Here is a 12,601-nt window from a genome sequence, read left to right as displayed (position 1 = left end):
GAGACTAGCGGGCATTTGCGATGACCGTGTCGAAAACGTTCTGGATGAAGTTCTGGTGTGTGGGGACGTGGAAGTTGACCGCGATCTGGCTGACCGTTCCGGCGTAGTTTTGCAGATCCGTGGTCAGCAACCCTCCAGCGGCATTTCCGGTGAAGGTGAACATCAGATGCTCGACTTGATCGAGATCGATCGTCCGGTCGAGCGTGGCGTCATCGATCAGGTCGCAGATTTCCTCGCGGCCCGCGGACAGATACTTCTCGGACAGAAACAGCAGAGCGTGCGGGGTTGGCCGTTCCTCCGCTCCCGCCAACGCCGCGCGCGCGGCCGTGATAGTCGCCGCCGCCATGTTGGCCCCGCTCTTGGCCTCGCCTTTCAGGAAGTAGGCGCGGCCGTCGTCGCCCTGTGCGATACCGATCAGGTCGTCGCCCCGCATCGCCATGTTGCGGTGATCTTTCCACTGCAGGCGAAATACCCCGATCTCATAATCGGTGAGCTCATTAACGTAGGCGACGCCGAGGATCTCACCCAGATCGCCTGAGCGAATCTGCTTGGTGGTCGGCAGCCGTTCCTCCACGAGAGCAGCAGCTTGGGGCTTCCCCTGTCGACGCAGCACGCGTGCGAGATGATGGGCGGCAACATAGTGTTCAGGCAGCGCCTGGGCGATGAGATCGACGCCGTTAGCCGCCTGCCCGGGCTTTACTGTGATCTGATGCAGTGCATGAGCGCCGACCGCGCTGGTTGCCACGTCGCACCAAGTGTTGATGTTCGCCACTTCCCCCACCCCCGACCAACCAACTTAAGCCGACCGTCTTTTTTATTCTCGCCACCTTAGGTCGAAAACGGCCCTGCGTCGACAGGTCGGTGCCGCTTACGGCGGCCCTTGCTTAATGGCACCGCTTGCGTCGGACGCGTCTCGGGAATGCAGCCAGAGCTAGCGCGACTAAGGCTAAGCCATCACCTTAGCCCGGACCCAACAACGGCCGCGCAGCAGTCAGGACGGTGGCGCGAATCTCCTCCACCTCCTTCAGCATCAGCGGCGAGAGTCGAAGATCTTCCAGTTTCGCTTCGGCCAACCAGGCCGCGGTATCGACCGGGTTCAGATCCCGGCGCGGAGCGAAGGGAGTAATCCGTGTGGCGGTGGCCCGCATCATGCCCATGCCCATGAGGCTCAGCGTGGTCCTATCGGAGGCTCCGACCTCCAGAAACAGAGGAATCGACGGCAGGGTCTGAGCTAAGTCGTCCCGACCGAGGTCTCGCAACACTTCCACCAAGACCGCCCCATAGCAGCTGAACAGCCGGAGGCACTGATAGCGGACCCGCTTCTCCACCAGCTCCAGCGTGTCACGGACGACTTTGCGCGGATCGCTCTCCGGATTGCGCCTCAGTTGATTGTAGATGATCTGTGGCAGCGGCTGGCCGCGCATCCAGAAGACGGAGATCAGCGCAAGGAACCGGTGCAGCCGCGAGGTTTCAGGCAGGCCGAGGATCATCCGATGGCAGAGTTCCAAGATGTTGACATAGGACTGGAAGGCGTCGCGCTCGCCGGGATGTTTCGGGATCAGGGCGGCCGTAGCCTCGCGCGACGCCGCCGCCTTCGCTCTCAGCGTGTCATACAGCGCCTGCTGCCGATGCGGCGAGATATTGGGGCTGATGCGTAGCACGGCGGCTGGCAGACGGATGGATCTGGACGCCACGTCCAAGGCCGCCTTGATGGCTTTCGCTTCCTCGCCGGCGGCGTCGAATCCGGGGATCCGCACCAGCAACTCATCAAGGGCTCCGTTGGCGTGCTCGTTGAACAGGCGATTGAAGACTGCGTCAGCACCTCCGGTACCCTCGCGCTCGGGGCCAACCGGCGTGATGGACCGCATCAGGGCCCCTCGCCCTTGCAGGACGCCGGCCTCGATGGCGGGCGTCACGGTCGCGTCACGTGGCTGCTCGAGAGGCTTCTTCTTCCAGTTCGGATAGTCGACAAGGAAGATGTTGCCTTGGAACTCCTTGAGCAGCCGGCCCGCGCGCCCTGCCAGATTCCAGAAGTCGACCGATTCCAGAGGTTCGTGGTCGCCCTTCTCGGGGCGGCACAGAAAGAGGTTCTTGGCCGGAAGGTTGACGCCCTGGAGCAAGGTGGTGGTGCAGACCAGATAGTCGACATCCCCGTCCGCGACTGCCTGTTCGACGGCCTGACGCACTTGGGTGGGCATGTTGGAATAGTGGAAGGCCACACCCTTTCGAGCGCAGGCGACCAAGGCATAGGACCGGTGGACGGTTTCGGCGGCGAGCTGAGCCAGCGCCTGACGCCGGAGCGTCGGCGGCCGGTCCAGGCGCTCCGCGATGGCCAGGGCGATCGCTTCGGCGTCGCCCGGCCCGTTGGCGTAGACGATGTTGGAGGCGCCTTCGCCCAGGTGGGTGGCGAGCGTAACCAGGCGTTCGACGCGGGTAACGACGCGGCGCTGCAGCGGAAGTTCGGCCAGCAGGTGAGGTGAACCGCCGGGTTCCAGGTGATGGATGGCAACGTCGCCCGTCTCCCCGTTCGTGATGGTCACCGTGAGGAAATTCTGGGCGACGGTGGGCTCGCGGCCACGCAGCGGTTCGATGTCGGCCAGACCGAACATCCGCCCGAAGACGTCGAGATTGCGGATGCCCGGACTGGCGAAGAGCAGCTGGGCATCGGACTGACGCCGCAGCAGGTCATCGACGACCCATTGCAGAAGCACACCGCGGGCACCGCCCTCAACGGCGTGGGCCTCATCGACGATCACCACGGACGCAGCGAACTGCGGATGGGCACCCAGCATCATCCGCAACCGTTCTTGGGTCATCACGTAGACGGCGCGCTCCGGAATCGCCTCGCCGGCTTCGATCGGCACCGTGACCACCTCGACGGGCTCGGGCCGGCCGGAGGCGTCTTCCTCGAATCGCCGACGGATGTCCGTCGAGACTTGGGCAATCAGGGCGCGGGTCGGCACGACATAGGCAACCACTCGCGAGGCGACGTCCTCGAACAGGCTGGCCAAGAAGGTCTGCAGCACGAAAGACTTGCCCGCCGAGGTCGGGGCCGCCACGGCCAGCCGCTTGCCGGCCTTGAGCTTGTGCCAGAGCCGGAACTGATAGTCGGTCAGTCGGATATCGCGGGTGCCCCGCCGGATAGTGCGACGGTCGGCGACATAAAGTTCTTCGGCGATCAGGCTGGACGGCAAGGCCGCGGCGGCGTCGCGGATCGGCGTCCGGGTCTGCATGGCCGGGAAGTTGCCTAGCCGGGCCAAGACGACGCGCGCGGCTTGGTCCAAGGGATAGTCGGCAGCGCCGTAGAGATCGAACGCGGCCGTCGCACAGCGATAGGCGAGCAGCCGGTGATCGACCAGTCTGGAGCAGGCAAGGATGGCGGCCGCCTGCACCACCCTGACTGCCTCTTGGACCGGCGGCGGTTCCGTGGCGGTCCCGATCTCGCGCGAAAGCCACGCCCGCTGCAGGCCGATCGCGGCGGCCTGGAAGGCGGGGTTGTCCCAGACCTTGTCCGCCAACGCCTCCATTCAGCCTGTAGTCCAGCCGATTCGGTTTTGGAACAGGGTCCGGAGATCTGAAACCGAAGGCACCGGCATCAGGAACAGTTCGATCCGTTGATGGGCGAGGTCCGCGTCTTGGAAGGCTTGGGCGAGCTCGGGACCGACCTGCGCCAGTTTCGCCAGCGCCGCCGCTTCGAAGGCGGCCGGTGGGACCTCGTCGCCGGCCGTGGCCGCATAGCCCGCGAAGTTGAAGCCGATTAGACAGGTAACGACGTCGATCCGGGCGTTGGACGTCTCGTCGAACGGATCGAGATAGGCCAGAAGGGCGCCTCGGGCCTCGTCGTCCAGTCCCGACAGATCAAGATGGCGCTGAACTAGGTCGATCTCGTGCTTGAGCTTTTCGGGCGCAAGGCCGCTTTTGATGGAGGCGACGGCCGCGTCGATCGCCTTGCCCAGGTTGGCGTGGAGCTTGGCTTCGCCGGAATAGAGCAGCAGCTGTTTGGCCTTGGGATCATAGCGGACGTGGACGCCGTCGGACCCGTGCACCGGCATCTGCCCGGAAGTCTTCAGCTCCATCTTGGCCAGGATCTGAGGTGCCTCCAGGAGCCATTCAGTCAGGATATAGAGAAGCAGTTCCCCGGCTTCGCCGTTGCGATCGGCCGATTTGCGCGCGCGGATGAACAGGGATCGCGCCTCCCGGCTCAGCCCTTCCACCGCCCGCATATAGTCAAAGTCCCCAAGCGCATCCTTGGCCCCGGTCACCGCCTCGATCCGTTTGCGCGGCAGGCTGAACGGAATGAGGCAGGTGGAGATCACTTCGACCAGATCGCCGATGGTGGCCTGGCCGTCGCGCAGGGACGGATACTGTAGGCGCAGGGTCAGCCGGCCGTGCGTCGTGACGACGTCGTGCTCGAGGATGCGCAGACGCGCCTGGACGAAGCTCCAGTCCTTCTGGAGCGCCGCCAGAGCGGTCTCCAGGGACGTCTCGGCCATCGTAGTCACCCCTGTGTCCTGCATCGCCGTTCCCAAGCTATACCGTAGGTAGCACCCTCGCTTCCGTTCTCCAATTTCAAGGCCTTGCAGCGATGGCTTCCTCGTCCGACGAGGACCAAGACCGCAGAGCCCTGACTAAGGCGGTGACAAGCGCCGCGGCGGCGAACAGCCAAGCGGGGTGCATCGGAACCCTCCTCTTCAAGGACTAGGAGGGTCGGCGACCATAGAGGACCTTTCAGCCCAGCATCACTGAACGTCCCCGGACGATCTCAGATCATGCAGTCCACTCCGGGCGGGGCCGATACTCCAGCTTGCCGCCGATTTCGCGCTGTTCGAACAGTTCCTTGATGGAGTCCGAAATCCATTTGGTTTCGGTGCTCATCTTCCAGTCGGGATCGGTGGCGAACAGCCCTCCCACGGCGCGAGCGCAGGCGGTCAGCGACGTCTGAGAATCCTCCCGGATCACCCGCTTGGCCGCAGCGCGGAGTGGTTCGGTCTCCAGGCGGCTGAGTTCGCTCTTGCGCCGCCCACCCTTGGCGCGGTGCTGGGCCGCCTGATGTTCCCGCAAGGCCTGAGGCAAAAGCTGCGCTTCGGCTTCGGCCCGCCCCATCAGATAGCCGAAGGCGGCATAGGCGTGTTCGTCGACCTCGACGAAGGCCTTGTGCAGAGCCAGAAGGGCGCGTCGATGTGTCGGCGATAGCTCCAGCGGAATGGGCGGCCAGTCTGAGGCAGGCCCGTGGAACGTGTCCTCCAAATCCTCCGTCGCGAGGAGCCGCTCCAGCCGGGTCACCAAGCCGTTGAAGGCGTGTGAATAGTCCTCCAGCTCGATGTGGGCGACGGTCGCGGTCTTGGCCAGCAACATCATCGGCGGGTCGGCGACCCGGAGATCATGCCCGGGCCGGACCACCCACAGATAGACCAGCTTGCGTTCCCGGTGTTCTTCCAAGTCCAGGTCGCCATACGTCGGGTTTATGGGAACGCTGCGAACGACGGCGATCCGGACGGTGCTGCCGGCCGGCGCCTCGACGACCTCGCCCGCTGCGCGCCAGACTTCGAGGATTTCGGGCGGCGTCCAGGGAAAGGCGATCCGGGGCGCGAAGCGGATCGTCGGCGCGCCGTAGAGGCCGAGCGGGCAGTCCGGTCGCCAGAGCGTCTTGTCCAAGTCGTAAGTGAAATCGAAGGTGACGCCATCGATCTCGACCGGACCCCGCGCGGAGAAGGCGCCGGCCAGCGCGTACCGACGAAGGAACTCGACCTCCTCCTGAGCTTGGCTAAGCTTGGGCGGTTTCTCCGCCGCGTCTTCGTCATCGGTCTCCATGTCATCGAGCCTGCCATGGTCGACGACGAAGAACGAGGCCCCCTCAGTTCGTCCGCCACAGGTCTTCGACTTCCTGAGCCACATCGAAGTCGACAGCGGCATGCAAGGAAGGCTGCACTGTCAGTCGGGTCGCACCGGCATCCGCCTCGATCCTGAACCCAGTCGCTCGGTCAGCGGGCTGAGCCCCAGAAGGCCCGGCGGGCGGCACAAAGAATGACGGTACCAAAAGCCGTCGTTTTGAACCGCCGCTATGAGTCAGAAGCGGAACCCCCGACGTCCTTAAACCGCGTAGCGACCAGCAGGTCACGACGCTCGTAACCTTGCCGGGTCGCGCGCGACGCAGGTAAGCACTTCCTGCTCCTTGGATGTTAGGCGGATGGGCTTGCTGGATCGAGGACTTGGCACCGTTTGGGTCGATTATGATATTGCAACAATGGGGTCCACACCGTCGGACGAGGGCCAATCTGCCGCGGGTTCATGGCAGCAGCGGGAGAGTGCGGCGGATCTAGGCCCTAGCTGCGTGTCGGCATTCAAGTGGGAATCTGAGCGAATTCAGTGGTCCCCTGCATGCATTTGCATTGCGGATGCATCCGTTAGGCGTCTGACTCTGAAATAATTTTTCGCGGGCGACCAACTCGACCAACGAGACCCCCACCCCTCCAGGATTTTGAGGAAGAAGGCCTGTTTCTTAGATGGGCTTAATGAGGGGTGTCGATCCAGCCTAACCCGCAGGTTCAGCACTGGCGGGAAGGCGTGGCGGAGACGGAGGGATTCGAACCCTCGGTACCCCTTACAGGGTACGACGATTTAGCAAACCGTTGCCTTCAGCCACTCGGCCACGTCTCCGGCAGGCGGCGTGGATAGCGGAGCCGGCGAGCGGGCGCAACGGGTCTTGGACAACCGTCTGGAGCAGGCCACCGTTAACGCGACAGTGAGGGCGGCTGTGCAAGGTGGCGCGAACCCGACAGAACGAGCCCCGATTGACCGACGCCGCCAGCCGCCTTTCGTTCGATGCCGACCCGGCCGCGGCCGGCGGTCTCGACGTGTCCGGACTGCAGGCGCTGGCCGCGGCGTCCTCGACCGGGAGCCGTCGCGCGGAGACGAGAGCCAGCGGCGCGGCGCGGCGCGGCCCCTTCCGGCCCGAGGTCTGGATGAACGCGCGGCAAAGGCACGCCTCGCGGCTGGCGGCGCACTATTTCCGGGCCTTCGACGTGCTGGCGGTCGTCGCCGTCACCCTGTTGTGCGCCTGGGCCTCGGTTCCCGGCCCCCTGCTGCGCGCCGACGTGTCGTTGCTGGCCCCGTTCGGTCTCGGCGCATTGACGGTGCTGGGGTTGATGCGGTCGCTGGGCCGCTACCGGTTCGCGCGCGGGCAGAAGACCTCGCTGCACCTCGCCTCGGTGGCGGGGATCGTCGCGACGGGCGCGGCTGTGGCCATGGGAACCGGCTGGGCCCTGCAGGGGGCTGCAGCGCAATGGTCGGCCTGGCTGGTGTGGAGCGGCCTGGTGCTGATCAGCCTGAACGCCCTGCACATGGGCTGGAGCGACATGGTCGGTCGCTGGCGGGCCTCGGGGGCGCTGACGCCGAACATCGTGCTGGTCGGGGCCACCCGGCGCGCCGAGACCCTGATCCGGGAGGCGCTGAAGCGGCGCGACCTCAATGTGCTGGGCATCTTCGACGACCGGCTGGCGCGCTCGCCCGAGGCGATCGAGGGCGTGCCGGTGCTGGGCACGGCGAACGACCTGCTGACCCACAAGATGACGCCCTATGTCGACCGGGTGGTGCTGGCCATCGATCCGAAGGCGGAGGCGCGGGTGCGCGAGCTGAACGCGCGGCTCCGGACCCTGCCCAACGAAGTCACCCTGCTGGTCGAACCGAACGGCGAGGCCGAGACGCGGTCGGCGCTGGACCGGCTGGCGGCCGCGCCGCTGGCCGATGTGCAGGGCCCGGTCGACCACGATCGCCGCGCCTTCAACAAGCGGCTGCAGGACATGGTCATCGGCCTCATCGCCCTGGTGCTGCTGGCCCCCGTGATGGCGCTGATCGCCCTGGCGATCCGGCTGGACAGTCCGGGCCCGATCTTCTTCCGCCAGCGCCGCCACGGCTTCAACCACGAGGAAATCGTGGTGTGGAAATTCCGCTCCATGAAGCAGGAAGCCGCCGACGCCACCGCCAGCCGGCAGGTCACCCATGACGACGACCGGGTCACCCGGCTCGGGAAATTCATCCGCAAGACCAGCCTCGACGAACTGCCGCAGCTGCTCAATGTGATCACCGGCGAGATGTCGCTGGTCGGACCGCGGCCGCACGCCATCGGCATGAAGACCGGCCATGTCGAGAGCGCCCGTCTCGTCGCCGAATACGCCCACCGCCACCGCATCAAGCCGGGCATGACCGGCTGGGCCGCCGTCAACGGCTCTCGCGGGCCGCTGCATACGGCGCAGGACGTGCGCCGCCGGGTCCAGCTGGACATCGACTACGTCGAGCGCCAGTCGCTGTGGCTCGACCTGTGGATCATGGCCGTCACCGTGCCGGTGCTGCTCGGCGACCGGGCCTCGGTTCGATGACGCGGGGCCGCTGATGTTCTGGCGCGGCGTCTGGGGCTATCTGCCCGCCAACATCGTCCAGGGCGTGGTCGGCTTCCTGGCCATCATCCTGTTCACCCGCCTGCTGAGCCCCGAGGATTTCGGCCGCTACGCCCTGGCTTTCTCGGTGATGACCCTGGCCCATGTGGCGGTATTCAGCTGGCTGGAGGCGGCGATGGCCCGGTTCTGGGCGGCGCAGGAGCCCGGCGCTGCGACGCAGGGCCATTTCGCCTCCCTCTACCGGACCGCCTTCGCGTTGAGCGCCGCCTTCGTCGTCGTCGCCGGACTGGCCGTGTGGCTCTGGCCGGTCGATCCGCTGTTCAAGATCGCACTGGCTGCGGGCCTCGGCGGCGCGCCGGCGCGCTGTCTGGTCAAGCTGGGACAGGAACGATTCCGCGCCGCCGGAGAGGTGGCCCGGGCCGCGGGCCTCGACATCGCGGTGGCCATCGGCGGGCTGGTCATCGGCGTCGCCTTCGCCTTGGCCGGATGGGGCGGAGCGGCGCCGCTGCTGGGCCTCGGGCTCGCGCCCCTGGCCGCCCTGCCCTTCGTTCTGCCCGGCGAACTGAGACAGGCGCGCGGCGGCGGATTCGAGCCGGCCCGTGTGCGCGGCTATGCGGTGTACGGCTATCCGATCGCGGCGTCGCTGGCGCTGACGGTGGTGCTGTCGTCGACCGACCGCTTCCTGCTGGCCGCCTTCATGGACGAGGCGGCGGTGGGCGCCTATCACGCCAGCTATTCGATCGCCAACCGGACCCTGGACGTGCTGTTCCTGTGGCTGGGGTCGGCCGGCCAGCCGGCGCTGGTGATGGCGCTGGAGCGTGGCGGGCTTGAGCGGCTCAAGGTCGCCGCTCGCGAACAGCTGTCGACCTTCCTGCTGATCGGCCTGCCCGCGGCGGCGGGCGTGGCGCTGGTGGCGCGGCCGCTGGCCGAGGTGTTGATCGGCGAGGATCTGCGCCTCGCCGCGGCCAGCGTGACCCCGTGGATCGCCCTGTCGGCCCTGCTGTACGGCCTGACCGCCTATTATTTCGGCCAGGCCTTCACCCTCGGCAAGAAGACGAAGCGGCTGCTGCTCGCCATGGCCGTCCCGGCCGGCATGAACGTGGTCCTGAACCTGATCCTCGTGCCCCGCTTCGGCCTGATGGGCGCGGCCTGGGCGACGGCGGCGAGCTTCGCGCTCGGCCTGCTGGCGACGCAGGTGATCGGGCGTCGGGTTCTGGCCCTGCCGATCCCGTGGGAGAGCCTGGTCCGCTGCGGCGTGGCGACGGGGGTGATGGCGCTGGTCGTAGCGCGCCTCCCGGCCATCGGCGGGATCGCCGAACTGACGCTGGACGCCTCGGTCGGCGGGATCGTCTACGCCGCCGCCGCCCTGACCCTGAACGCGGCCGGCGTGCGCGACGTCGCCACGCGGCTGCTGGCGCGGACGCGCGAACGAAGGGCGACGGCATGAGCGCGCGCGCGAAGATCATCGACAACGCCGCCTGGAAGGGGGCGAAGCCCGCCCTGTCGGTGCTGACTCCCTTCCTGCGCGACGACCCCTCCGAATTGCTCGCCCTGCTCGACGAGGAGGCGGCGTCGGTTGGCGGCGCGGTCGAGGTCATCGTGCTGGACGACGGCACCCAGGCCCCCGAACTGACGGCGCGGCTGACGGCGCGGATCAGGGCCATGGCCCTGCCCGCCCGGCTGATCACCCTGCCGGCCAACGAGGGCCGCTCGGTCGGCCGCAACCGGCTGGCGGCCGCGGCGCGCGGGGGCAGTTTGCTGTTCCTCGACAGCGACATGCGCCCCGACCATCGGCGCTTCCTGCGCGACTGGACCGACCTGGTGGCGCGCGAGGATCCGGCTGTCGCCTTCGGCGGATTCTCGCTGCTGCAGGCCCCGACCGACGCCCGCTTCGCCGTGCACCGGGCCATGGCGGCGAAGTCGGAGTGCGTGCCTTTCGGCGAGCGGGCGAAGCAGCCCGAGAAATACGTCTACACCTCCAACCTGCTGGTCCGCCGCGATGTGTTCGAGGCCGAGGCGTTCGACGCCGGCTTCACCGGCTGGGGCTGGGAGGACGTGGAATGGGCGATGCGGGTGTCGCGCCGGTTCCGGGTCGTGCACCTCGACAACGCCGCCACCCATATGGGCCTCGACACCGTGGCCTCGCTGGCCGGCAAGTACGAGCAGTCGGCGCCCAATTTCGCGCGCATGGCCAGGCGCCATCCCGAGATCGTCGCCGCCTATCCGAGCTACAAGGCGGCGAAGCTGCTGAAACGCCTGCCTGGCCTGCCATGGCTGCGCGCCCGGATGCGTGCAGCGGCCGAGGCGGGCTGGCTGCCGGTCCCGGCGCGGGCCTTCTCGCTGCGCCTCTACCGCGCGGCCCTCTACGCGGAGGCCGTCTGATGCCCGACGTCGCCATCATCGTCCCGACCCTGCGGCGGCCCGAAAGCCTCGATCGGGCCCTGCGCTCACTCTTCGCCCAGACAACCGTCGGCGACCGGATCTCCGAGATCGTCGTCGTCGATAATGATCCGGCGGGATCAGCCCGGGACGGTGTCGAGGCGCTGAGAGCCTTCGCACCGTGGCCGCTGGTCTATGTGCACGCACCGCGCCCGGGCGTGGCCACGGCCCGCAACGCCGGTCTCGCCGCGACCCGGGCGCCCCTGATCGCCTTTCTCGACGACGACGAGGTCGCCTCGCCCGGCTGGCTGAACGCCCTGCTCAAGGCCCAGGCGGCGACCGGCGCCGACGCCGTGTTCGGTCCGATCACGGGCCGCGCCCCCGAGGCCAGGGCCTGGATGAAGCCCTATCTGGAGCGGTTCTTCGGCCGTGAAGGTCCTGAAACCACCAGCCTGATCGAAACCCCCTACGGCTGCGGCAATTCGTTGATGGTCCGCGCCGCGGCCCTGCCCGGCGCCGCGCCGTTCGACGCCGCCTCGGATCAGGCCGGCGGCGAGGACGACGCCCTGTTCGCGGCCCTGCGGGCCCGCGGCGGCCGGTTCGGCTGGGCCGCCGACGCCCGGGTCGAGGAGTTCGCACCCGCTCACCGCGCGACGCTGAAATACGCCCTCGCCCGCGCCTTCGCCTACGGACAAGGACCGAGCCAGACGGCGGCGGCGGCGCGCGACTGGCCGGCCGTGCTGCGCTGGATGACCATCGGCGCCGGCCAGGCCGTGATCTGGGGCGCCGCCGCCGCCGCCCTGACCCTGATCCGCAGCCCGAAGCGGGCGGAGTTCTATGACCGGACGGCGCGCGGCGTCGGCAAACTGTTCTGGATGAAGGGCTTCGAGCCGCATTTTTACGGCGCGCGCGAACTTGCGCGGCTGGAGGCGCTGGGAATCTGAGGCCGCCGTCTCCCGCTACGTCCGTTTCTGACGCAGGCGCGTGTTTCACTGTTCGGCGTCCCGAAACTTGTTCGGGATCCGGTCTTTGAAACGGTTCATCATGTGAAAGCGGCGGCGAATGTCGTCCGAAATGTCCGAAAGTGTCCCACGAATTTCGCGGACGATCGGACACTTCCTGACCCTAGCCCGTCAGCCGCCTCAGGAAGGCGGGCGGCTTGTAGGTCGAGCGGTTGACCACCACGCCAGCGATCTTGCCCCCCGCCGCCTCGATCTCGTCGCGCAGGATCAGCGGATCGCCCGCCGCAGTGCTCTCGGCGGCGACCACCAGCACGGTGGCGTCGACGAAGGGCGCGAGAGTGATGGCCATGGCGTTGCGGTCGGCGGCCGGGCTGTCGATCACCACCGTGTCGGCGTGTTTGCGCAGGGCGTCCCAATATCGGGGATCGGCGAGCGCCTCGGCGCGCTGGCCGGAACGCAGGTGTTCGGCCGCGAACCGCGTCACCCACAGCCGCCCGCCCAGGCACGGCCGGGCGGTCATCAGCCGCGCCGGATGCACCGGCTTGCCCGCGCGGTCGACGATCCGGGGCGTGACCGCGAAGAAGATCGAGCCGTCGGGGGTGGCCATCGCCGCCTTGCCAAGCGCGCCGAAGCGGTCGGGCGCGGACGCCACCGCCTCGAGCTGGCCCTGCTGGGCAAGGTCGGCGTCGATCAGCCAGACCGGCCGGCGGGCGCGAACGGCCGCGAGCCGGGCGTACTCCCGCGCCACGGTCGAGACTCCCTCGCCGGAATTGGCCGCGGCGATCTGGATCACGCGTCCGCGGTGCCCCGGCGCGGGACCCAGCGCCGCCCAGAGCGCGGCCATTTCGGATGTCAGATCGACCATCG

The 12,601-nt window shown here is 67.7% G+C and carries 9 protein-coding genes and 1 tRNA gene; 4 read left to right on the top strand and 6 right to left on the bottom strand.

The features are described 5' to 3' along the window. Window positions 1–4: 4 nt before the first annotated feature. From VEB62_RS11295 to VEB62_RS11275, 5 genes are all read right to left on the bottom strand, one after another. Window positions 5–772 carry a Hachiman antiphage defense system protein HamA gene (locus tag VEB62_RS11295; RefSeq protein WP_324799472.1) on the bottom strand — a complete coding sequence of 256 codons (768 nt, stop codon included), beginning with the start codon at window positions 770–772 and terminating at the stop codon, window positions 5–7. A 187-nt stretch (window positions 773–959) separates the two neighbouring features. Further along, window positions 960–3,518 carry a DEAD/DEAH box helicase gene (locus VEB62_RS11290; RefSeq protein WP_324799470.1) on the bottom strand — a complete coding sequence of 853 codons (2,559 nt, stop codon included), beginning with the start codon at window positions 3,516–3,518 and terminating at the stop codon, window positions 960–962. A 9-nt stretch (window positions 3,519–3,527) separates the two neighbouring features. Next, window positions 3,528–4,493 carry a HamA C-terminal domain-containing protein gene (locus VEB62_RS11285; RefSeq protein WP_324799466.1) on the bottom strand — a complete coding sequence of 322 codons (966 nt, stop codon included), beginning with the start codon at window positions 4,491–4,493 and terminating at the stop codon, window positions 3,528–3,530. Between the two features lie 274 nt (window positions 4,494–4,767). After that, window positions 4,768–5,913 (bottom strand): hypothetical protein, encoded by a 1,146-nt coding sequence (locus VEB62_RS11280; protein ID WP_324799463.1) that lies wholly within the window; start codon window positions 5,911–5,913, stop codon window positions 4,768–4,770. A gap of 652 nt (window positions 5,914–6,565) precedes the next feature. Then, window positions 6,566–6,657: transfer RNA gene (locus VEB62_RS11275), tRNA-Ser, on the bottom strand. A 134-nt stretch (window positions 6,658–6,791) separates the two neighbouring features. Between VEB62_RS11275 and VEB62_RS11270 the strand changes: the two genes are divergently transcribed. The 4 genes from VEB62_RS11270 to VEB62_RS11255 are packed head-to-tail and all read left to right on the top strand — an operon-like array spanning window position 6,792 to window position 11,716. Beyond that, a complete protein-coding gene (locus VEB62_RS11270) occupies window positions 6,792–8,375 on the top strand; it encodes an exopolysaccharide biosynthesis polyprenyl glycosylphosphotransferase (RefSeq protein ID WP_324799460.1) in 1,584 nt (527 codons plus the stop codon). 13 nt (window positions 8,376–8,388) lie between these two features. Beyond that, the gene (locus VEB62_RS11265; protein WP_324799457.1) at window positions 8,389–9,840 is read left to right on the top strand and encodes an oligosaccharide flippase family protein; all 1,452 of its coding nucleotides are present in this window, start codon (window positions 8,389–8,391) and stop codon (window positions 9,838–9,840) included. Next, a complete protein-coding gene (locus tag VEB62_RS11260; protein WP_324799454.1) occupies window positions 9,837–10,775 on the top strand; it encodes a glycosyltransferase family 2 protein in 939 nt (312 codons plus the stop codon). The genes VEB62_RS11265 and VEB62_RS11260 overlap by 4 nt, the downstream gene beginning before the upstream one ends. Then, window positions 10,775–11,716, top strand: a complete 942-nt coding sequence (locus tag VEB62_RS11255) for a glycosyltransferase family 2 protein (RefSeq protein WP_324799453.1) — start codon at window positions 10,775–10,777, stop codon at window positions 11,714–11,716. The genes VEB62_RS11260 and VEB62_RS11255 overlap by 1 nt, the downstream gene beginning before the upstream one ends. Before the next feature lie 181 nt (window positions 11,717–11,897). Here VEB62_RS11255 and VEB62_RS11250 read toward each other — a convergent pair whose 3' ends face one another. Continuing rightward, window positions 11,898–12,599 carry a P-loop NTPase family protein gene (locus VEB62_RS11250; protein WP_324799450.1) on the bottom strand — a complete coding sequence of 234 codons (702 nt, stop codon included), beginning with the start codon at window positions 12,597–12,599 and terminating at the stop codon, window positions 11,898–11,900. Between the last annotated feature and the right edge of the window lie 2 nt (window positions 12,600–12,601).

This window comes from Brevundimonas sp., assembly GCF_035626975.1.
Taxonomy (GTDB): Bacteria; Pseudomonadota; Alphaproteobacteria; order Caulobacterales; family Caulobacteraceae; genus Brevundimonas.
Note: the sequence above shows the minus strand (reverse complement) of the source record. Positions and strands in the feature narration are given on the sequence as shown.